Source organism: Streptomyces beihaiensis (genome assembly GCF_026274175.1).
Taxonomy (GTDB): Bacteria; Actinomycetota; Actinomycetes; order Streptomycetales; family Streptomycetaceae; genus Streptomyces; species Streptomyces beihaiensis.
Window position 1 is genome coordinate 1 of the sequence record NZ_JAPHNL010000035.1, and the last position, 20986, is coordinate 20986.

The 20986-nt window shown below is 70.9% G+C and carries 16 protein-coding genes and 1 pseudogene; 4 read left to right on the top strand and 13 right to left on the bottom strand.

Annotated elements, in window-relative coordinates; all coding sequences use genetic code 11:
* Together OFY01_RS04905 and OFY01_RS04910 are read right to left on the bottom strand one after the other, a co-directional pair.
* A pseudogene (locus tag OFY01_RS04905) lies at positions 1–544 on the bottom strand (Rne/Rng family ribonuclease); the annotation flags it as partial.
* A 249-nt stretch (positions 545–793) separates the two neighbouring features.
* Positions 794–1606 carry a TIGR03936 family radical SAM-associated protein gene (locus OFY01_RS04910; RefSeq protein ID WP_266596632.1) on the bottom strand — a complete coding sequence of 271 codons (813 nt, stop codon included), beginning with the start codon at positions 1604–1606 and terminating at the stop codon, positions 794–796.
* Positions 1607–1816: 210 nt separating this feature from the next.
* On the opposite strand from OFY01_RS04910, the gene OFY01_RS04915 reads away from it, so the two are divergent.
* Positions 1817–2401 carry a TerD family protein gene (locus OFY01_RS04915; RefSeq protein ID WP_266596634.1) on the top strand — a complete coding sequence of 195 codons (585 nt, stop codon included), beginning with the start codon at positions 1817–1819 and terminating at the stop codon, positions 2399–2401.
* Positions 2402–2483: 82 nt separating this feature from the next.
* Positions 2484–2858, top strand: a complete 375-nt coding sequence (locus OFY01_RS04920; RefSeq protein ID WP_266596636.1) for a VOC family protein — start codon at positions 2484–2486, stop codon at positions 2856–2858.
* A gap of 57 nt (positions 2859–2915) precedes the next feature.
* On the opposite strand, the gene OFY01_RS04925 is transcribed toward OFY01_RS04920, so the two are convergent.
* The 10 genes from OFY01_RS04925 to folC all read right to left on the bottom strand — a co-directional run bounded on the left by OFY01_RS04925 (position 2916) and on the right by folC (position 15746).
* Positions 2916–4874, bottom strand: coding sequence for a TIGR03960 family B12-binding radical SAM protein (locus OFY01_RS04925; protein WP_266596638.1), 1959 nt, complete (start codon positions 4872–4874; stop codon positions 2916–2918).
* 99 nt (positions 4875–4973) lie between these two features.
* Positions 4974–6506: a CYTH and CHAD domain-containing protein gene (locus OFY01_RS04930; RefSeq protein WP_266596640.1), complete on the bottom strand. Its 1533-nt coding sequence runs from the start codon at positions 6504–6506 to the stop codon at positions 4974–4976.
* A 57-nt stretch (positions 6507–6563) separates the two neighbouring features.
* The gene (gene rodA, locus OFY01_RS04935; RefSeq protein ID WP_266596642.1) at positions 6564–7763 is read right to left on the bottom strand and encodes a rod shape-determining protein RodA; all 1200 of its coding nucleotides are present in this window, start codon (positions 7761–7763) and stop codon (positions 6564–6566) included.
* Positions 7764–7769: 6 nt separating this feature from the next.
* Positions 7770–9950 (bottom strand): penicillin-binding protein 2, encoded by a 2181-nt coding sequence (mrdA, locus tag OFY01_RS04940; protein ID WP_266596644.1) that lies wholly within the window; start codon positions 9948–9950, stop codon positions 7770–7772.
* Positions 9951–10054: 104 nt separating this feature from the next.
* Positions 10055–10738 carry a rod shape-determining protein MreD gene (gene mreD, locus OFY01_RS04945; RefSeq protein ID WP_266596646.1) on the bottom strand — a complete coding sequence of 228 codons (684 nt, stop codon included), beginning with the start codon at positions 10736–10738 and terminating at the stop codon, positions 10055–10057.
* Positions 10739–10756: 18 nt separating this feature from the next.
* Positions 10757–11710 carry a rod shape-determining protein MreC gene (gene mreC / locus OFY01_RS04950; protein WP_266596648.1) on the bottom strand — a complete coding sequence of 318 codons (954 nt, stop codon included), beginning with the start codon at positions 11708–11710 and terminating at the stop codon, positions 10757–10759.
* Between the two features lie 156 nt (positions 11711–11866).
* On the bottom strand, positions 11867–12886 hold the full coding sequence (locus tag OFY01_RS04955) for a rod shape-determining protein (RefSeq protein ID WP_266596650.1): 1020 nt from the start codon (positions 12884–12886) through the stop codon (positions 11867–11869).
* 383 nt (positions 12887–13269) lie between these two features.
* On the bottom strand, positions 13270–13683 hold the full coding sequence (gene ndk, locus OFY01_RS04960) for a nucleoside-diphosphate kinase (protein ID WP_266596652.1): 414 nt from the start codon (positions 13681–13683) through the stop codon (positions 13270–13272).
* 179 nt (positions 13684–13862) lie between these two features.
* Positions 13863–14207 (bottom strand): DUF4233 domain-containing protein, encoded by a 345-nt coding sequence (locus OFY01_RS04965; RefSeq protein WP_266596654.1) that lies wholly within the window; start codon positions 14205–14207, stop codon positions 13863–13865.
* Between the two features lie 6 nt (positions 14208–14213).
* The gene (gene folC / locus OFY01_RS04970) at positions 14214–15746 is read right to left on the bottom strand and encodes a bifunctional tetrahydrofolate synthase/dihydrofolate synthase (protein WP_266596656.1); all 1533 of its coding nucleotides are present in this window, start codon (positions 15744–15746) and stop codon (positions 14214–14216) included.
* Between the two features lie 536 nt (positions 15747–16282).
* On the opposite strand from folC, the gene OFY01_RS04975 reads away from it, so the two are divergent.
* Entirely contained in the window at positions 16283–16858 is a 576-nt protein-coding gene (locus OFY01_RS04975) for a hypothetical protein (protein ID WP_266596658.1), read from the top strand.
* Between the two features lie 102 nt (positions 16859–16960).
* Here OFY01_RS04975 and OFY01_RS04980 read toward each other — a convergent pair whose 3' ends face one another.
* On the bottom strand, positions 16961–19588 hold the full coding sequence (locus tag OFY01_RS04980; RefSeq protein ID WP_266596660.1) for a valine--tRNA ligase: 2628 nt from the start codon (positions 19586–19588) through the stop codon (positions 16961–16963).
* A 294-nt stretch (positions 19589–19882) separates the two neighbouring features.
* Between OFY01_RS04980 and OFY01_RS04985 the strand changes: the two genes are divergently transcribed.
* Positions 19883–20929 (top strand): hypothetical protein, encoded by a 1047-nt coding sequence (locus tag OFY01_RS04985; protein ID WP_266596662.1) that lies wholly within the window; start codon positions 19883–19885, stop codon positions 20927–20929.
* Positions 20930–20986 lie beyond the last annotated feature (57 nt).

Sequence of the window (20986 nt, forward strand, 5' to 3'; positions counted from 1 at the left end):
GGCGCCGCCGCGGCGGGGCGGCGTCGTCGGCCACCTCGGCCACGGGCTCCTCGGCCTCCGTCTCGGTCTCCTCGGCGACCGGCTCGGCGGCGGCCGGAGCGGACACCGTGCGCGTGGCACGACGACGCGCACGACGCGGCGCGGCCTCCTCGGTCTCGGCGGTCTCGGCGGTCTCGGCGGTCTCGGCGGTCTCGGCGGTCTCGGCGGTCTCGGCCACAGGCTCCTCGGCCTCCGTCTCGGCCGGCGCGGGCGCACCGGCGGGCGCGGAGGCGCGGCGCGTGGCGCGGCGGCGCGGCCGGGCGGCGGCGGCCGGCTCCGCGGCAGCGGCGGCGGCCGTCTCCTCGACGGGGTCGGACACCGGGTCCACCGGGTCCACGGCTTCGGCGCCCTCGGCACCAGCCGGTATGGCGACAGCGGCCCGGCTCGCCGGTGATCCGGCCGGGCGGGAGGCGGCACGGCGCCGACGGCGCGGCGGCAGGGTGTCGCTGGGGGTGTCGCCCACGGGAACAGCGGTGGGCGTGTTCGGTTCGATCGGCTCGGGCATGCGGGTGGATCTCCCGTCAGGCCCCCGGGCGCCGCGCCTGATCCGTGACCGGTGACGTCCGCGGCTCGCGCTCGATGTCACGTAGCGCTGGCCGCCGGTCCGGGGCGCGGGCGCCGCACGGGGGCTCTCTGTCTGTTCTCGCCGGTTCCGGTACGCGATGTACGTACGGCCTGGCGAAAGTCCTTGGGTGGGTGCGCTGCCCGACCCAGGTGGCTCCCGAGTACGAGGGCGGCGCTACGACGACCGTCCTTACGCGGAACCTTCCACGGCGGGCACCGCCGCGGCGGCAGAGTCCCGGGCCTCCGTTTGTGGGGCGGCCCGGGCAGCCTCGCGGTCGGGCGCGAGCGGGTCGGTCACCGTGCCGGTCTCTTCATCGAACAGCCCCTGCGCCAGCCTGGTCACCGCTGCGGGGACCGGCGGCGCCAGGTCGGCCACGGCGCTGAGACCGGACAGGACGTCGTCGGGTCGAACGGCGGGCGTCACGTGCCGAACAACCAGGCGCAGTATCGCACAGGCCCCGTCACCGGGCCTATCAGCCGCGGCGTCCGCCGTGGTCATGGGTTCCGTGGCGGCCACGGCCTCAAGACCGGCGACGGCCGCGCGGGCGTCGAACGTACGCATGCCGTTCTTCGTCCTGCGCTGGACCTCGACGGTCTCGGCCGCGCGGAACGCGTCGGCGGCCCGCGCGGCCTCGGCCACGTCCACCCCGTCGAGCCGCAGCTCCCACACGGAGGCGGTGAGCCGCTCGGCGAGGGCCGGGGTGCGGGCCTCGACGGCATCGACGATATCGAGGCCCGCAGGCAGCGACGTGTCGAGCAGTTCCCTCAGTTTCCGCGGGTCGCGCGGCGCGGTGAGCGCGATCTCCAGGTACTCGGCCTCACTGCCCGTGCCGGTGGGTGCGGCATTGGCGTACGACACCTTGGGGTGCGGGGTGAACCCCGCCGAGTACGCCATGGGCACCTCGGCACGGCGCAGCGCACGCTCGAAGGCGCGCTGGAAGTCACGGTGGCTGGTGAACCGGAGGCGGCCGCGCTTGGTGTAGCGCAGTCGGATGCGCTGCACCGCAGGTGCGGGCGGCGGGCCTACGGGCTGTCGCTTGCCCAGTGTTCTGGTCCTTCGTGAGAGCGGTCGTACTGCTTCCTAGAGTACGTCCCGGCGCGCCGCGCGGTTCCCGGCGGCCTCACGGCCCGGTCCTCCCCCGGTCTGCCGCGGATGCCCTCTCACCCCGTATGTTCATGGGAAAGCAAAGCCGATCAAGGGGGAGGAGCACACATGATCACGCTCACGAAGGAAGACGGCCCGGCGGACCTCGACGGGGTGACACACATGTGCATCGGGGTCTCCTGGGACCCCACCGCGGGCAGCAGCGGCGGCGTGCTCGGCGCGCTGCGCCGCAAGCAGGGCACGGATCTGGACCTCATCGCCATCGCCATGCAGAACGGCGACCCGGTCCGTCTCGCGGGTCTCGACTCGCTGGACCCGATGGGCAACGGCTCCCTGGTGCACAGCGGCGACAACCAGACCGGCAAGGGCGACGGCGACGACGAGACGGTGACGGTGGAGTTCGCGCGCATCCCGCAGAACATCACGGAGATCGTGTTCGTGGCGGCCGCCTACAAGAGGGGGAGCTCCTTCCAGAAGGCCCGCAACATCAGCTTCAAGGTGTACGACGCGACGGGCGGCAGCAGCCAGCAGGTCGCCGACATCTGGCCCTCCCTGATGACGGCGGACAACGGCTGCGCGGTCGCCAAGGCGGTCCGCCGCGGGGGCGACTGGAAGCTTCAGGTCATCAACGAGACCGGGAAGATCAAGCAGGGTGACGAGCGGGCCCTGATGAGGTTCGCGGCGAGCAAGTAGCGCCCGGGACGGGTGAGCGAGGACTGCGCGGACTCGCGGACACGGCACGGGAACGGAACGAGGAAACGATGAGGAGTCTCACATGATCCGCAAGCTGCAGGCGATCGCGTTCGACTGTCCGGACCCGGTACGACTCGCGGAGTTCTACGCGGAGTTGCTCGGCGGGCGCGTGGTGAAGGACGAGGGCGACCTGGACTGGGTGGAGGTGCACGGGTTCGACGGCACCCCGCTCGCCTTCCAGCGTGCCGAGGGCTACCGCCCCCCGCGCTGGCCGGACCAGGAGGGGCCCCAGCAGGCGCACCTGGACTTCGACGTCGACGACATCGAGGCGGACGAGAAGCGCGTCCTTGAGCTCGGCGCGACCGTCCTTGAGCGCACCGACCAGTTGCGCGAGGACGCGAACTGGCGCGTCTACGCGGACCCGGCGGGCCACCCGTTCTGCCTCTGCCTGCACTGAGCGCGCCCATCGGCCGGCCGGTCAACCGGTCGGCCGATGGTCGTGCGGCGCGGCGGGCTACTTGTCGACGACCGTCAGCGGCAGCAGCTTCTTGCCCGTCGGGCCGATCTGGATGGTCGTGTCCATGGCCGGGCAGACGCCGCAGTCGAAGCACGGGGTCCAGCGGCAGTCCTCGACCTCGGTCTCGTCGAGCGAGTCCTGCCAGTCCTCCCAGAGCCAGTCCTTGTCGAGGCCCGAGTCCAGGTGGTCCCAGGGCAGGACCTCCTCGTAGGTGCGCTCGCGCGTGGTGTACCAGTCGACGTCCACGCCGTACTTGGCGAGCGCCTTGTCGGCGCAGGCCATCCAGCGGTCGTACGAGAAGTACTCGCGCCAGCCGTCGAAGCGGCCGCCGTCCTCGTAGACGGCGCGGATGACGTCGCCGATGCGGCGGTCGCCGCGGGAGAGCAGGCCCTCGACGATGCCGGGCTTGCCGTCGTGGTAGCGGAAGCCGATGGAGCGGCCGTACTTCTTGTCGCCGCGGATCTTGTCGCGGAGCTTCTCCAGGCGGGCGTCCGTCTCCTCGGCCGAGAGCTGCGGGGCCCACTGGAAGGGGGTGTGCGGCTTGGGGACGAAGCCGCCGATGGAGACCGTGCAGCGGATGTCGTTGGAGCCGGAGACCTCGCGACCCTTCTGGATCACGTTCATCGCCATGTCGGCGATCTGCAGGACGTCGTCGTCGGTCTCGGTCGGCAGGCCGCACATGAAGTACAGCTTCACCTGGCGCCAGCCGTTGCCGTACGCCGTCGCGACCGTGCGGATCAGGTCCTCTTCGCTGACCATCTTGTTGATGACCTTGCGCATGCGCTCGCTGCCGCCCTCGGGGGCGAAGGTGAGGCCCGAGCGGCGGCCGTTGCGGGTCAGTTCGTTGGCCAGGTCGACGTTGAAGGCGTCCACGCGGGTGGAGGGGAGGGACAGGCCGATCTTGTCCTCCTCGTAGCGGTCCGCGAGGCCCTTGGCGATGTCGCCGATCTCGGAGTGGTCCGCCGAGGAGAGCGAGAGGAGGCCCACCTCCTCGAAGCCGGTCGCCTTCAGGCCCTTGTCGACCATCTCGCCGATGCCGGTGATCGAGCGTTCGCGCACCGGGCGGGTGATCATGCCCGCCTGGCAGAAGCGGCAGCCGCGCGTGCAGCCGCGGAAGATCTCCACCGACATCCGCTCGTGGACCGTCTCCGCGAGCGGGACCAGCGGCTGCTTCGGGTACGGCCACTCGTCCAGGTCCATGACCGTGTGCTTGGACACGCGCCACGGCACGCCGCTCCTGTTCGGCACGACGCGGCCGATGCGGCCGTCGGGCAGGTACTCGACGTCGTAGAAGGCCGGGACGTAGACGCTGCCGGTCCTCGCGAGGCGGAAGAGGACCTCCTCGCGGCCGCCGGGCCGGCCCTCGGCCTTCCACGCGCGGATGATCTCGGTCATGTCGAGCACGGCCTGTTCGCCGTCGCCGATGATCGCCGCGTCGATGAAGTCGGCGATGGGCTCCGGGTTGAACGCGGCGTGGCCGCCCGCGAGGACGATCGGGTCGTCGACGGTCCGGTTCCTCGACTCCAGCGGGATGCCGGCCAGGTCGAGCGCGGTCAGCATGTTCGTGTAGCCCAGCTCGGTGGAGAAGCTGAGGCCGAAGACGTCGAACGCCTTCACCGGGCGGTGGCTGTCGACCGTGAACTGCGGGACCTTGTGCTCGCGCATCAGCGCTTCGAGGTCGGGCCACACGCTGTACGTGCGCTCGGCGAGGACTCCCTCGCGCTCGTTGAGGACCTCGTAGAGGATCATGACGCCCTGGTTGGGCAGACCGACCTCGTACGCGTCCGGGTACATGAGCGCCCAGCGGACGTCGCAGGACTCCCAGTCCTTGACCGTGGAGTTGAGCTCTCCGCCGACGTACTGGATCGGCTTCTGCACATGCGGGAGCAGCGCTTCGAGCCGCGGGAACACGGACTCGACGGCATCGGGCGCCGCGGCGGCGGCTTCGGCAGGCATAACCGTGGACCTTCGTGAGCTGACAGGGGTGACCCTCAAGCCTAACCCGCCGTTCGGCCCCGGCCGACCGGACGGGACCTCGGCCTCTGTGCCGAGCGTCTACGCGGACAGCCGTGCTCGCGCCGCACGGTCCCACACCTTCGGCAGCCGCCGCTCGTCGTCCGCCGCGGCCGCCCGTTCCTCGCCGTACAGCAGGCCCCACGTGAACGCGGACTCGCCCGCCGCGTGGGCCTGGCCCGCGAGGTCGCGCAGGGCCGCGCGGGAGACCACGGAGTCCTGGTGGTCACCGAGGAGCGACTGGACGTCCTTCATCCGGCGGACGAATCGTTTCGCCGGTTTCCCGAGCGCGGGGATCGCCGTCTCTCCCGCGTACCGGGCGCGCTTGGCCGCCTTGCGGGCCTCGTGCAGCGCGAGGTCGCGGTCGTGGCCGGGCGGCAGCGACAGGGCGTGCTCGACCCGCTCGGCGAGGCGGGCGTGGTCCTTCAGCGCCGCCTTGGTGAGGGCTCCCGCGGCGGGGCGGCGGGCGGCCTTGCCGCGCAGCGGCGGGTCGGCGAGGAGCGCGTCCAGGCCGTCCAGAAGGGCCAGGTAGCGCGTGCCGTCGAGCACGGCGACGAGGTGGCCGCGCGAACCGCGGCGCCGGGCCGCCTCCCAGGTGCGCAGGCGTCCGCGCACGGGGCCGACGAGCAAGGGGCGGGGCAGCGCGTCGATGCGGCCGGTGATGCGCTCGGTGAGCACCTCACGGTCCCGGTCGACGCCCAGCTCCGCCGCGAGCCACTTCAGCTCGTCGCCGAGCGGCCCGGTGACGGCCGGGTCGAGGATCTTGCGGTACGTGCGGAACGCGCTGCGCGTCCGCCGGGTGGCCACGCGCATCTGGTGCACGGCGTCCGGCAGGTCGCGACGGACGGCCGGGTCGAGGGCGACCAGGGCGTCCCGCTGGGCGCGCAGCCGGGCCAGGACGTGGGCGGCGGCGGTGCCGGGCTCCGCCGGGGAGGCTGACGTGTCCGTGCCGGTCGTACGGGCCCCGGTCCGCTCCAGCGCACGCGCGAGTTTCGAGGCCGCGTCGGACGGCTCGGCGCCCGCCCCGCACAGCCGCTCGCCGACCTTGTCGAGCAGCGCCGGGTCGCCGCCGTCGGCCAGTTCGACCTCGACCTCGGTCCATGCGGCGGCGCGCTTCCCGTCGGCGCGCTCGGCGCGGACGGTGTCGACGCACACCTCGGCGAGCGGCGCCCCGTCCGGGCCGAGCAGGCGGTGGAGGTCGCGCGAGGAGCGCAGGCGGACGACCGGGACGAGGTCGGCGGCGCGCACCCGGGAGCGTACGAGTCCGGCGAGGGCGCGCGGCACGTCGGGGGCCGGCGGCTGACGCACCTCGTCCCTCGCGTCGCGGACCGTGGCGACGGGCAGCTTGAGGTGCCAGCCCTCGTCGGCGCCTCCGGTGCGGCGGCGCAGGGTGATGCGGTCGGCGGCGAGGCGGTGGTCGGGGGTGTCGTAGTAGACGGCGTCGAGTTCGGTCACACCCTGGTCGTCGACGTCGGCGACGCCGGGGACGCGGCGCAGGTCCGGCAGGTGGAAGGGACTGCCGGGGACGTCGTACTTCCGCTCGATCTCGCGCTGCACCTGTGTCGTGGCCGCCATGAATCGAATCTAGTCGGCGAGCGTCCGCCCCGGTAGAGGGCCGGTCGCGGCGTCCCGCTACGCCGACACCGGGCGTTGCACCTTGATCGACTGGAGCAGCCCTATGGCGATCCACTCGGCGAACATCGAGGAGCCGCCGTAGGAGACGAACGGCAGCGGAAGGCCGGTGACCGGCATGATGCCGAGCGTCATGCCGATGTTCTCGAACGCCTGGAAGGAGAACCAGGCGATGATCCCGGCGGCGACGATCGTCCCGTACAGCTCGGAGGTCTCGCGGGCGATCTTGCAGGCTCGCCAGAGCACGACGCCGAGCAGCAGGATGATGGCGCCCGCGCCCACGAAGCCCAGTTCCTCACCGGCGACGGTGAAGACGAAGTCGGTCTGCTGTTCCGGTACGAACTGGCCCGTGGTCTGCGAGCCGTGGAACAGGCCGGCGCCGGTGAGTCCGCCGGAGCCGATGGCGATGCGGGCCTGGGTGGTGTTGTAGCCGACGCCGGACGGGTCGAGCGCCGGGTTGGCGAACGCCGCGAACCGCGCGATCTGGTACTGGTCGAGCATGCCGAGCTTCCACACCGCCACCGCTCCCGCCGCACCGGCCGCGATGAGTCCGAGGATCCACCGGTTGGAGGCGCCGGAGGCGAGCAGGGCGCCGAGCACCAGCATCACCATGACCATCACGGAGCCGAGGTCCGGCATGAGCAGGGTGATCGCCATCGGCACCGCGGCGAGGCCGAGCGCCTGGAGCACCGTGCGGTGGTCGGGGTGTTCGCTGTCGCCCGCGTCGACGCGGGCGGCGAGCAGCATCGCCATGCCGAGGATGATGGTGATCTTGACGAACTCGGAGGGCTGGACGGAGAAGCCGCCGCCGATGATGATCCAGGAGTGCGCTCCGTTGACGGTGGCGCCCAGCGGGGTGAGCACGACCAGGATGAGGAAGACGGAGAGGCCGTAGAGGATCGGTACGGCCGTGCGCAGGGTGCGGTGACCGAGCCAGATCGTGGCGATCATCAGGCCGATCCCGATGCCGGCGTTGAGCAGATGCCGGAACAGGAAGTAGTACTGGTCGCCGTGGTTGATCTCGTTGCGGTTGCGGGTCGCGGAGAAGACCAGGGCCGCGCCGATCAGCGTCAGCGCGAGCGACGCCAGGAGCATCGGCCAGTCGAGCCTGCGCGCCGTCGAGTCGCGGGCCATGAGCCGCGTCATGGTGGAGCGCTGCGGCCCGTAACCGGAGACGGAGAAGCCGTTGGTGCCTGCCACGGCGGGTCAGTCCTTCCGGTCGGTGGTGACGGCGGGCGGCCCGGCCGCCACGTTCTGCTCGGGCTGCTGGTCGTTCTGGTTCGGGTCGTACGGCTTGACGGTCGGCGCGTCGATGGAGCCGTCCGGCTGGATCTTCGGCAGGCTGGTCTCCGGGTGCGGCAGGATCGCCTTCTTCTTGTCGATCGAGCCGTCGGCCTGGACGCCGTAGAGCGCGTTGTAGATCTTGCGGACGGCCGGGCCGGAGGCTCCGGAGCCCGTACCGCCCTGGGAGATCGTCATCACGATCGTGTAGTCCTTGGTGTACGTCGCGAACCACGACGTCGTCTGCTTGCCGTGGACCTCCGCCGTACCGGTCTTGGCGTGCATGGGGATCTGCTTCTGGGGCCAGCCGCCGAAGCGCCAGGCCGCGGTGCCGCGGGTCGCCACTCCCGCCAGTGCCTTGTCTATCTGGTCGCGGGTCTTGGCGGACATGGGGAGCTTGGCGTTGACCTTCGGCGGGATCTCGGTGATCTTCTTGCCGTCGGGGCTGACGATGGCCTTGCCGATCTCGGGCTGGTGCAGGGTGCCGCCGTTGGAGATGGCGGCGTAGATGGCGGCCATCTGGATGGGCGTGACGAGGGTGTCGCCCTGGCCGATGGAGTAGTTGACCTCGTCACCGGCGCGCATCAGGTTGCCCTGGCGGCAGTTCTCCCAGGACAGTTTCTGGACGAAGGTGCCGTCCTTCTTGCCCACCTTGCACCAGTAGTCCTTGTTGGCCTTCCAGAAGTCCTTCTTCCAGGTGCGGTCGGGGATGCGGCCGCTGACCTCGCCCGGCAGGTCGATGCCGGTCTCCTTGCCGAGACCGAACTCGTGGGCGGTGGTGAAGAACGGGTCCTGGGTGCCCGGCTTGGGGTGGATGCCGCCGAGCTTCTTCCACTCGCGGTGGGCGAGGCCGTAGAAGACGGTGTCGCAGGAGACCTCCAGGGCGCGGCCGAGGTTGATCGGCCCGAAGTTCTCCGACTCGAAGTTCTTGAAGACCTGGTTGCCGATCGCGTACGAGCTGGTGCAGGGGTACTTGCCGTCGAACGGGAAACCGGCTTTGACCGCGGCGGTCGAGGAGACCACCTTGAAGGTCGAGCCGGGCGCCGACTGGCCCTGGATGGCCCGGTTGAGCAGCGGGTAGTTGGACTTCTTGCCGGTGAGTCTGGCGTACTCCTTGGCGGAGATGCCGCCGACCCAGGCGTTGGGGTCGTAGGTCGGGTTGGACGCCATGGCGATGACGCGGCCGGTCTTGGCCTCCATGACGACGACGGCGCCGGAGTCGGCCTTGTAGTTCTCGCCGGTGACCTTGTCGTACGTCTGACGGGCCGTCTTCATCGCGTCGTCCAGCTCGCGTTCGGCGACGGCCTGCACGCGTGCGTCTATCGACGTCACGACGGTGGATCCGGGTTCGGCCTTGTCGCTCTTGGCGCGGCCGATGACACGGCCGAGGTTGTCGACCTCGTAGCGGGTGACGCCCGCCTTGCCGCGCAGTTCCTTGTCGTACTCGCGCTCCAGGCCGCTGCGGCCGACCTGGTCGGAGCGGAGGTAGGGCGAGTCGGTGTCCTTGGCCTTCTGGATCTCCGCGTCGGTGACCGGGGAGAGGTAGCCGAGGACCTGCGCGGTGTTGGAGCCGCCGGGGCCGGGGTAGCGGCGCACGGCGGTGGGTTCGGCGGTGATGCCGGGGAAGTCCTCGCCGCGCTCGCGGATCTGCAGAGCCTGCTTGGGTGTCGCCTCGTCGGTGATGGGGATGGGCTGGTAGGGCGATCCGTTCCAGCAGGGCTGCGGCGTCTTGGCGTCGCAGAGCCTGACCTTCCGGATGACGTCGGCGGGTTTCATGCCGAGGAGGTGGGCGACCTTGGTCAGGACGGCCTTGCCGTCGTCCTTCATCTTCAGCAGGTCGGTGCGCGAGGCGGAGACGACCAGGCGGGTCTCGTTGTCGGCGAGCGGAACCCCGCGGGCGTCGAGGATCGAGCCGCGCACGGCGGGCGTGACCACCTGCTGGACGTGGTTGCCGGACGCCTCCTTCTGGTACTTGTCGCCCTCGCGGATCTGCAGGTACCACAGGCGGCCGCCGAGGGTGAGCAGGAGGGAGAGGACGAGGACCTGGAGGATGACCAGCCGGATCCTGACGCGCGGCGTCCTGCCGGTCTCAGGGATATTGGACACGGTGCCGTGCTGCCCCTCTCAGAACGTGTACGTGTACGTGCGTGTGTACGTGTACGTCGTGCACGGCTGGTACGTGTACACGCTGAACCTGTGCGCGGTGGCGGTCACAGTCGTTTGACCCCCTTGATGCGCCCGGCGCGGGCGGCGCGGACCTTGACCGCCTTGGTCCGCAGGACGGTGCGCCGGCCGCCCAGACGCAGGCCGGTGCCGGAGGAGAGCCACCCGGCGGACACGTCGGTGGTGGTCCTGCCGGAGCCGCCGGAGGAGTTGGTCTCGGCGAGCGGGTCGTTCTCGGCGCGTCTGGCGAGGGCCATCACGCCGGGCACCACGAACGGCGCGAGCAGCAGGTCGTAGACGGCGGCGGTGAACAGCAGGCTGACGAGCCCCACGTGGCGGGCGGCGGTGTCGCCGACGAGCGCGCCCACGCTCGCGTACAGCAGGGTGGTGCCGATGGCGGCGGCGACCACGACGAGCATCGGCCCGAGGGCGGTGCGCGGCTGGCCCTTCTCGGGCTTGGCGAGTCCGGCGAGGTAGCCGATGACGCAGAGCACCAGGGCGTAGCGTCCGGCGGCGTGGTCGGCGGGCGGGGCGAGGTCGGTGAGCAGGCCCGCGCCGAAGCCGACGAGGCAGCCGCCGACGTGGCCGTAGACCAGGGCGAGGCCGAGCACGGTCAGCAGCATCAGGTCCGGCACGGCGCCGGGCAGTTGCAGCCGGGCGAGCACGCAGACCTGAACCACCAGGGCGACGACGACGAGCGCGGCGGAGAGCAGCATCCGGTTGAAGCGCATGGTTCTTGCTCCTCCTGTCTACTGCTGGCCGTTGCCGGCGGCGGCGTTGTTCGCGTTGCCGTCGGCCGGGGCGGAAGGCGTCGCGGTGACGGTCACGGTGGGGGCCGGCTTGGGCTTGTGCGGCAGCACTTCGTCGCGCGGGTCCTTGCGGGGCGCGCTGACGACGACGCCGACGATGTCGAGTTTGGTGAAGCCGACGAACGGCTGGACGTAGACCGTGCGGGTGAGGTCACCGCCGGACGGGTCGACGCGGACGACCTTGCCGACCGGGACTCCCGGCACGAACGGCTTGTCGCCCTGCGAGCCGAAGGTGACGAGCCGCTCGCCCTTCTTGATCTTCGCCTTGCCGTTGAGCAGCTGGACGCGGAGCGGCCGGTCGCCCTGCCCGGTGGCGAAGCCGAGCTCGTCGGTCTTCTCCATGCGGGTGCCGACGGTGAAGTCCGGGTCGTTGGCGAGCAGCACGGTCGCCGTGTCCGGGCCGACGGTGGTGACGCGGCCGACGAGCCCGTCCCCGTTCAGAACGGTCATGTCGCGCTTGATGCCGTCGTTGGCCCCGGCGTCGATGGTGACCGTCCAGGAGAAGCCCTGGGCGGCCCCTATGGCGATGACCTGGGCGCCTTTGATGCCGTACTGGCCCGCGCCCGCCGTCTTGAGCAGCTTGTTCAGCTGGCGGAGCTTGCTGCGGTCGCGGGAGTCGCTGCCGAGCTCGGCCTTCAACGCCGCGTTCTCACGCTCCAGTTGGCTTATCCGGTCGTGCCGCGTGCCGGAGTCGCGGACCGCCCCTATGGCGTTGCCGATGGGGTCGACCGCGCCGGACACTCCGTTCTCCACCGGGCCGAAGACCGTGGCGGCGGCGCGGCGGGCACCCTGGACCGGTGAGTCCTGCCCGCCGCGGATGTCCACCGTGATCAGTGCGAACGCGATGGCGATCAGCAGCACCAGGAGCAGCCGGCTCTCTCGTGTGTCCCTCACGTGCGGCGGCCGTGCCTTCCTCAATCGGGTACTTCAAGTGGGTACTTCGTCAGGTACTTCGTCGGTACTTCGGAGGATTTGTTGTGTCTTGCCTCTATATCAACGATCCGCCGCACGAAGTGGCACCCACTCGTACGGCGGACCCACCGCTGTGGATCAGCGGCGCGGCTGGGCGTCCAGGACCTGCTGGAGCGCCTCGAACTCCTCGACGCACTTGCCGGAGCCGAGCGCCACGGAGTCCAGCGGGTTCTCGGCGATGTGGATCGGCATGCCGGTCTCGCGGCGCAGCCGCTCGTCGAGGCCGCGCAGCAGGGCGCCGCCGCCGGTGAGCACGATGCCGCGGTCCATGACGTCGCCGGAGAGCTCGGGCGGGCACTTGTCGAGGGTGGTCTTGACCGCGTCGACGATCGCGTTGACCGGCTCCTCGATGGCCTTGCGCACCTCGGCGGCCGAGATGACGACGGTCTTCGGGAGGCCGGAGACGAGGTCGCGACCGCGGATCTCGGTGTGCTCGTCGGAGTCGAGGTCGTACGCCGAGCCGATGGTGATCTTGATCTGCTCGGCGGTGCGCTCACCGAGGAGGAGCGAGTACTCCTTCTTGATGTGCTGGATGATCGCGTTGTCCAGCTCGTCGCCCGCGACGCGGATCGACTGTGCTGTGACGATTCCGCCGAGCGAGATGACGGCGACCTCGGTGGTGCCGCCACCGATGTCGACCACCATGTTGCCGGTGGCCTCGTGGACCGGCAGGGCCGAGCCGATCGCCGCCGCCATGGGTTCCTCGATGATGTGCACCTGGCGGGCGCCGGCCTGCGTGGAGGCCTCGATGACCGCGCGGCGCTCGACGCCGGTGATGCCGGAGGGGACGCAGACCACCACGCGCGGCCGGGCCAGATAGCGCCGCTTGTGGATCTTCAGGATGAAGTAGCGGAGCATCCGCTCGGTGATCTCGAAGTCGGCGATCACGCCGTCCTTCAGGGGCCGCACCGCCACGATGTTGCCCGGGGTCCGGCCGATCATCTTCTTGGCTTCGGCACCGACGGCGAGGATGCCGCCGGTGTTGGTGTTGATCGCGACCACGGACGGCTCGTTGAGTACGATCCCTCGTCCCCTGACGTACACCAGCGTGTTGGCGGTCCCGAGGTCGACAGCCATGTCACGGCCGATGAACGACATTGAGTTCCCCATCAGGATTCGTCTGGCCTTCCCACTGGAGCGTTTGATTGCTTGTCAGGTAGGCGAGAGGTGGACGCGTGTGGCGTGAAGGCTTCCATCGTAGTCTCGCCTGCACAGTCACGGCGCGAGGGTCTTCGCCATTGTCAGCAGATGAAACCCCGCCCCGCTATTGGGGACGTGCCGACGGAGGGTCGCGTTCCCCCGATCGGGGCGCATATGCCAAGGAGCGGCCCGGATTTTCGGGCCGCTCCAGGTCACCGGCGGCCAATGCCTGACAGAGCATCAGAAAGTCCCGTCCGGCCGTCTCACGGTACGGACACCGGCCGTCTCGGAACCGCCTCGGCGCCGTCTCGGAACCGCCGCAGAACCGCCTCGGTACCGCCTCAGACCAGGCCCGGGAAGAAGATCTTCAGCTCGCGCTCGGCGGACTCCTCGGAGTCGGAGGCGTGGATCAGGTTCTCGCGCACGATCACGCCGTAGTCACCACGGATCGAGCCCGGCGCCGCGGCGATCGGGTCGGTCGGCCCGGCCAGCTGGCGTACGCCCTCGATGACCCGCTCGCCCTCGACGACCAGCGCGACGACCGGGCCGGACAGCATGAACTCGACCAGCGGTTCGTAGAACGGGCGGCCGACGTGCTCGGCGTAGTGCTGCTCCAGGGTCGCCCGGTCGAGCCGGCGCAGTTCGAGCGCGGAGATCGTCCAGCCCGCCTTGCGCTCGATCCGCCCGACGATCTCACCGACCAACGAGCGGCGGACGGCGTCCGGCTTCAGGAGGACGAGCGTGCGCTGGGTCATGATGTGCGGCTCCTTGCAGGCCAGGGATGTACGGGTCCGCCCTGAGGCTACCGGGCGCGCCTCGGACCACGGCACCCGGACCATGACGCCCGCCCCGCGGCAGCGGGGAGGACCCGCGTGCCACGGGCGCGGTCAACCACCGGCCGCTGACGACGATGCGCGTCCGCGGCACGCGGCGCTCACCGCGCCTGCGCCTCCTGCGCCGCCCACCGGGCCTTCGCCTCGTCGACCTTCCGGCCGAAGTGGACCGAGGCCCACCACAGCGCGGCGAAGCACGCCCCGAGGAAGAACATCAGCGGCACGACGAACCCGCTGATGATCAGGGCGATCTGAAGCGCCCACCCGAGCTGCACCCCGCCCGGCCGGGTGACCATGCCGCACAGCAGCACGCTCAGCGCCATCGCGACGCCGCAGACCGTCCACACCGCCGACGACGACAGACTGTCGTCCTTCATGGCGACGAGCCCCGCGAAGCCGATGATGAAGAACTCGCCGATCAGCGTCGACGAACACAACGTACGCACAGTCGATCAGCCCTTCCCGAGCAACAGCCTGGCCTCACCGACCGTGATCACGGATCCGGTGACGAGCACTCCCCCACCCGCGTACTCCCCCTGCTCCTCGGCGAGGGTGATCGCGGCCTCCAGCGCGTCGTCGAGCCGCGGCTCGACCTGCACCCGGTCCTCACCGAACACCTCCACCGCGAGCGCGGCCAGCGTGTCCGCGTCCATCGCCCGGTGGCTGGAGTTCTGCGTGACGACGATCTCCGCGAAGACCGGCTCGAATGCCTCGAGCAGTCCCCGTACGTTCTTGTCCGCGCTCGCGCCGACCACCCCGATGAGCCGGCTGAAGTCGAAGACCTCGCCGATCGCCTCGGCGGTGACCCGGGCCCCCGCGGGGTTGTGCGCGGCGTCCAGGACGACCGTCGGCGAGCGGCGCACGACCTCCAGGCGGCCCGGCGAGGTGACGGACGCGAGGGCCTGGCGGATGGTGTCGATGTCGAGCGGGCGCGCGTGCTGGGAGCCGATGCCGAAGAACGCCTCGACGGCCGCGAGCGCCACCGCGGCGTTGTGCGCCTGGTGGGCGCCGTGCAGCGGCAGGAAGACCTCCTCGTACTCGCCGCCGAGCCCGCGCAGCGTCACCAGCTGCCCGCCGACGGCGACCTGACGCGCGACGACCCCGAACTCAAGGCCCTCGCGCGCGACCGTGGCATCCACCTCGACGGCCTTCTTCAGGATCACCTGCGCCGCGTCGACCGGCTGCTGAGCCATGATGACGGTGGCGCCGCTCTTGATGATCCCGGACTTCTCAACGGCGATCTCGCCGGGCGTCTCGCCGAGCCGGTCGGTGTGGTCGAGGTCGATCGGCGTGATCACGGCGACCGACGCGTCGATGACGTTCGTCGCGTCCCAGCTGCCGCCCATGCCGACCTCGACGACCGCGACGTCGACCGGGGCGTCGGCGAACGCCGCGTACGCCATGCCGGTGAGCACCTCGAAGAACGACAGGCGGTACTCCTGCTGGGCGTCGACCATCTCGACGTACGGCTTGATGTCGTCGTACGTCTCCACGAACCGCTCGTGGGTGATCGGGGCGCCGTCCAGGCTGATCCGCTCGGTGATCGACTGCACGTGCGGCGACGTGTACCGCCCGGTGCGCAGCTCGAAGGCGCCGAGTAGCGCCTCGATCATGCGGGCCGTGGACGTCTTGCCGTTCGTCCCCGTGATGTGGATCGACGGGTACGCGCGCTGCGGCTCGCCGAGCACGTCCATCAGGGCGGCGATGCGGCTGACGGACGGCTCCAGCTTCGTCTCGCCCCAGCGGGTGGCCAGCTCGGCCTCGACCACGCGCAGGGCCTTCTCCACCTCGGGGTCCTGCGGGCGGGCCGGAACGCCGTCACCCTGGGGCGGACCCGCCTGCGTGCGCAGGGTGCGACTGCCCGCCTCGATCACCGCGAGGTCGGGGTCGCGGTCCGTCTCGGCGCCGACGATGTCGTCGAAGGCGTCGGAGGAGGGGTCGGGCAGGTCGTCGTCGCCGTTGTCGCGCTTGGGGAGGTCACTCACGTACGCCAGTCTACGGAGCGCCGCCGACAGCGGCGCTCCGCGGTGGGTCGGGACGATCGCCCCGTCCGGTTCGGGACCTTCGCCCCCGCCGGATCGCGCCACCGCCGGCGTCCACGCGCGTGGCTGCCTGCGTCCGACCCACACGCGTGCTTGCCCGCGCCCAAGCCCCCACACGCGTGCTTGCCCGCGCCCAAGCGCCCACACGCATGGTTGCCCGCGCCCAAGCGCCCACGCGCGTGATCGCCCCCGCCCAAGCCCTCACACGCATGGCTGTCCCCGCCCGAGCGCCCACACGTGTGATCGCCCGCGCCCGCACGGCGGAGGCGCATGTCGGCACAGCGCCGTGCCCCTTCAGGGACGCTGGGCCCGCCACCGCGTACGAGGCGACCGCGAAGCGGGGCGCGCGCTCCCGTACGCGGTCGGCCGGACGCCACGCTCACCGCGGCGTGCGGTCCGTACGTCCATCTGCCGTAAACCGCTCGGCCATCCGGCGCGGGACCGGCCGCGCGCGCGGGACCGGCGGTCCAATCGGTGCCATGTGGTACGCACATCATCCCGGCCGCCGCACCCGCCAGCTCGTCGGCGACGGCACGGCCCTGCTGTGGACCGGCCTGTGCGCCGGGGGCGCGCTCACCGCACACCGGGCGCTCGTGTCGGCGTCACGGCACGCCGTGACCGTCCACCGACCCCGGCTGCCGTTGCTCGGGCCGGGGCCGCACAGCGGGCCGCTGCACGACATGGCGCGGGCGGGCGGCCGCATCGCGCACGCGGCACCGGGCGGCCAGGGCGCGGCCCAGGTTCTCGCGTGGCTCGCCGCGCTCGTCCTGTTCGCGGTGCCGGTCGGCCTGATGCTGGTCGTGTGGCTGCCGCGCAGGCTGCGCTGGTCGAGGCAGGCCGTCGCGGCGCGGGACCTCGCCGCGACGGAGGACGGGCGTGAACTGCTCGCGCTGCGCACCCTGATGCGGCCGCTGGACGAGGTGGGTCGCACCGCCGAAGCCCTGTCCGGCAGCACGCCCGGCAGCCTCGCCGAGGGCTGGCGCGAGGGCGACCCGGACACCCTCGACGCGCTGGCCGAGGCGGAACTGGTCCGGCTCGGTCTGCGCACCGGCTGACCCGTTCCGCGGGGCGCCCCTCCCCACAGGCCGAAGGCCCCCGCGGCCGTATGCGTACGGTCGCGGGGGCCTTCGGCGTGCCGGGGGCGGGAGGGGCCCGGGTCAGGCCGGCGGCAGGCGGTCCAGCTGGGCCTGGATGCGGGCGATGTCCTCGTCCGCCTTGGCGAGGCGGGTGCGGATCTTCTCGACGACGTGGTCCGGGGCCTTGCCGAGGAACGCCTTGTTGCCGAGCTTGCCCTCGGACTGCGCCTTGTCCTTCTCGGCGGCGGCCAGGTCCTTGGCGAGCCGCTTGCGCTCGGCCGCCACGTCGATCGCGCCGGACAGGTCGAGCGCCACCTCCGCGCCCGCGACCGGCAGCGTGGCGGTGGCGGTGAAGCCGTCGCCCTCCGGCTGGAGCTTGAGCAACTGACGGATGGCGGGCTCGTGCGCCGCCAGGGCCGTGCCGTCCAGGGTGAGGCGGGCCGGGACGCGCTGGCCCGGCTTGAGGCCCTGGTCGCCCTTGAAGCGGCGGACCTCGGTGACGACCTGCTGGACCGTCGCGATCTCGCGCTCGGCGGCCTCGTCGCGAAAACCGCTGTCCTCGGGCCAGTCGGCGACGACCACGGACTCGCCGCCCGTCAGCGTCGTCCACAGCGCCTCCGTGACGAACGGGACGACCGGGTGGAGCAGGCGCAGCATGACGTCCAGGACCTCACCGAGGACCCGGCCCGAGACCTTGGCCTGCTCGCCGCCGGCCATGAAGGTCGTCTTGGACAGCTCGACGTACCAGTCGAAGACCTCGTCCCACGCGAAGTGGTAGAGCGCGTCGGCCAGTTTGGCGAACTGGTAGTCCTCGTAGAAGGCGTCGACCTCGGCGACCGTCTTGTTGAGGCGGGAGAGGATCCAGCGGTCGGTCGCGGACAGCTGCGACGCGTCCGGCAGCGGGCCCTCGATCGTCGCGCCGTTCATGAGCGCGAAGCGCGTGGCGTTCCAGATCTTGTTGGCGAAGTTGCGGGATGCCTTGACCCAGTCCTCGCCGATCGGCACGTCCGCGCCCGGGTTGGCGCCGCCTGCCAGCGTGAAGCGGACGGCGTCCGAGCCGTACTCGTTCATCCAGTCGATGGGGTCGACCGCGTTGGGATTCGACTTCGACATCTTCTTGCCGAACTCGTCACGGACCAGACCGGTCAGCGCGACCGTCTTGAACGGCACCTCACCGTCCATCGCGTAGAGCCCGAACATCATCATCCGGACGACCCAGAAGAAGATGATGTCGTGCCCGGTGAGCAGCACGTCGGTCGGATAGAACTTCGCGAGGTCTTCCGTCTCCTCGGGCCAGCCGAGCGTGGAGAACGGCCACAGGCCGGAGGAGAACCAGGTGTCGAGAACGTCCTCATCCTGCGTCCAGCCCTCGGCCTCCGTGCCGGGCGGCTGCTCGTCGGGGCCGACGCACACGACCTCGCCGTTCGGGCCGTACCAGACGGGGATGCGGTGTCCCCACCACAACTGCCGTGAGATACACCAGTCGTTGAGGTTGTCGACCCAGTCGAAGTACCGCTTCTCCATCTCCTTGGGGTGGAGCGCGACGCGCCCGTCACGGACGGCGTCACCGGCGGCCTTCGCCAGCGTCTCCACCCTGACCCACCACTGCAGCGACAGACGCGGCTCGATGGTGGTCTTGCAGCGGGAGCAGTGGCCGACCGAGTGGACGTACGGCCGCTTCTCGGCGACGACACGGCCCTGCTCGCGCAGCGCGGCGACGATCGCGGAACGCGCCTCGAACCGGTCGAGCCCCTCGAACGGCCCGGGGACGGTGATGACCCCGCGCTCATCCATGATCGTCATGGTCTCGAGGCCGTGCCGCTGCCCGATCGCGAAGTCGTTCGGGTCGTGCGCCGGGGTCACCTTGACGGCGCCCGTCCCGAACTCGGGGTCGACGTGCGTGTCGGCGACGACCGGGATGGACCGGTTGGTCAGCGGCAGCTTGATGCGCTTGCCGATGAGGTGCGCGTACCGCTCGTCGTCGGGGTGCACGGCGACGGCGGTGTCACCGAGCATCGTCTCCACACGGGTGGTGGCGACCACGACGGTCTCGTCACCGTCGCCGTACTTCAGCGAGACCAGCTCACCGTCGTCGTCCTGGTAGTCGACCTCGATGTCCGAGATGGCGGTCAGACAGCGCGGGCACCAGTTGATGATGCGCTCCGCGCGGTAGATGAGCCCGTCGTCGTAGAGATCCTTGAAGATCTTCTGGACGGCACGGGACAGCCCCTCGTCCATCGTGAACCGCTCACGTGTCCAGTCGAGACCGGCGCCGAGTCGCTTGAGCTGACCGAGGATCCGGCCGCCGTACTCGTCCTTCCACTGCCACGTCTTCTCGACGAACGCCTCGCGGCCGATGTCGTGGCGGGACTTGCCCTCCTCCGCCAGCTGCTGCTCCACCTTGTTCTGCGTGGCGATGCCGGCGTGGTCCATGCCCGGCAGCCACAGCGTCTCGAAGCCCTGCATGCGCTTGCGGCGCGTGAGGGCGTCCATGAGCGTGACCTGGAAGGCGTGGCCCAGGTGCAGCGCGCCGGTGACGTTCGGCGGCGGAATGACGATCGTGTACGGGTCCTTCTCACTCTTGACGTCAGCCGTGAAGTAACCCTGGTCCACCCAGCGCTCGTACAGCGGCCCCTCTACCTCGGCCGGCGTGTACTGGGTCGGCAGTTCGGTGGTGGGCGCTGGAGTCTGCTGAGAGTTCTCGGTCACGGGCCCAGTTTAGTGGGGCCACCGGACTGCTTCGAAACGCGATTCCGCGCACGGCCCGGGCACCGCGACGGGGCGCCGCGACGGGGCGCCCCACCGTACCTCCACATCCGTGCAGGCCCCCACGCGAGACCATCGCCCCTCACGGACACCTACGTCACAGCGTGTTCGAAGGTCACGCCCCGGCCGTCCAGGGTTCGTCCCAAGTTCGAACCGAACCCGAAGCCGGGGGACCGCGCGTGTCCGCCATACGCCAGGATGTTCGGAGCACATAAGCATCGGGAGGGAACCCCAGCAATGAGCCACCATCAGCCGGGCCCGTACGGAGGCCAGCCGCCTCAGCAGCCCCAGCCCGGACCGTACGGCCAGCAGCCGCAGCAGCCCGGCCCCTACGGCCAGCCGCAGCAGCCGCCGGCTCCGCAGCCCGGCTACGGCTACCCGCAGCAGGCGCCTCCCGGCGTCCCGCCGCAGCAGCCGGGCCCGTACGGTCAGCCGCCGCAGGCCCCGTACGGCCAGCCTCCCCAGCCCGGCCCGTACGGCCAGCCGCAGCAGCCGGGCGGCTACAGCCAGCCCCAGCAGCCCGGGCCGTACGGCCAGCAGCCGCAGGCCCCCTACGGCGGCCAGTACCCGCCGGCGCCGCCCGCGCCGCAGGGCGGCAAGAAGAAGACCGGCGTCATCGTCGCGGTGGTCGCCGTGGTCGTGGCGGCCGCGGCTGTGGGCGCGTACACGCTGTTCGGCGGCAACGGCGGTGGCTCGTCCGTGGCGGACGACGGGCAGCACAAGCTGACGACGCCCGCGACGGTGCTGGGCAACTACCAGAAGGACCCCGACTCGTCGTCCAGCGGGCTCGACGACGACGACATGAAGCGGGCCGAGAAGGACGGACTGAAGAACGGCAAGGAAGTCAACGCCAGTTACGCCGTCAAGAACACGTCGAACCCCCTGGCGGGCAAGATGCTGAGCTTCTCGGGCGCCTACGGGCAGATCGCCGACCCGGAGAAGGTCGTGGACGGCATGTTCTCCAAGGCCGCCGTCCAGTCGGCGAAGAACGAGGACGACGGCGACACGAAGACGACGCTCGTGGGCAGCCCCACCGACTTCACCACCGGCGACTACGTCCTGAAGTGCCAGACCGCGTCGGTCGAGAACACCGGCTCCTCCGCCAGTTCCTCCCAGGGCCCCAAGAAGCTCTACATGCCGGTGTGCATCTGGGGTGACCACAGCACGGTCGGGATGGTCGCGCCGATGGAGATGGCGGACCTGATGGCAGGCAAGAAGCCCGATCTGAAGGCCGCCTCGCAGCTGGCGGTCAAGCTCCGCAAGGAGGTCCGCGTCAAGGAGTGACGCCGCGGCGCCTCACGCGTGAGAGGGCCCCGGCCGGAACTTCTCCGGCCAGGGCCC

What these genes read in the sequence shown, in the direction of transcription:
- OFY01_RS04925 (WP_266596638.1), bottom strand. Translation starts at nt 4,874, where the DNA reads ATGCCTGCCGAAGCCGCCGCCGCGGCGCCCGATGCCGTCGAGTCCGTG.
- OFY01_RS04920 (WP_266596636.1), top strand. Translation starts at nt 2,484, where the DNA reads ATGATCCGCAAGCTGCAGGCGATCGCGTTCGACTGTCCGGACCCGGTA.
- OFY01_RS04915 (WP_266596634.1), top strand. Translation starts at nt 1,817, where the DNA reads ATGATCACGCTCACGAAGGAAGACGGCCCGGCGGACCTCGACGGGGTG.
- OFY01_RS04930 (WP_266596640.1), bottom strand. Translation starts at nt 6,506, where the DNA reads ATGGCGGCCACGACACAGGTGCAGCGCGAGATCGAGCGGAAGTACGAC.
- OFY01_RS04985 (WP_266596662.1), top strand. Translation starts at nt 19,883, where the DNA reads ATGAGCCACCATCAGCCGGGCCCGTACGGAGGCCAGCCGCCTCAGCAG.
- ndk (WP_266596652.1), bottom strand. Translation starts at nt 13,683, where the DNA reads ATGACCCAGCGCACGCTCGTCCTCCTGAAGCCGGACGCCGTCCGCCGC.
- mreD (WP_266596646.1), bottom strand. Translation starts at nt 10,738, where the DNA reads ATGCGCTTCAACCGGATGCTGCTCTCCGCCGCGCTCGTCGTCGTCGCC.
- OFY01_RS04975 (WP_266596658.1), top strand. Translation starts at nt 16,283, where the DNA reads ATGTGGTACGCACATCATCCCGGCCGCCGCACCCGCCAGCTCGTCGGC.
- OFY01_RS04955 (WP_266596650.1), bottom strand. Translation starts at nt 12,886, where the DNA reads ATGTCGTTCATCGGCCGTGACATGGCTGTCGACCTCGGGACCGCCAAC.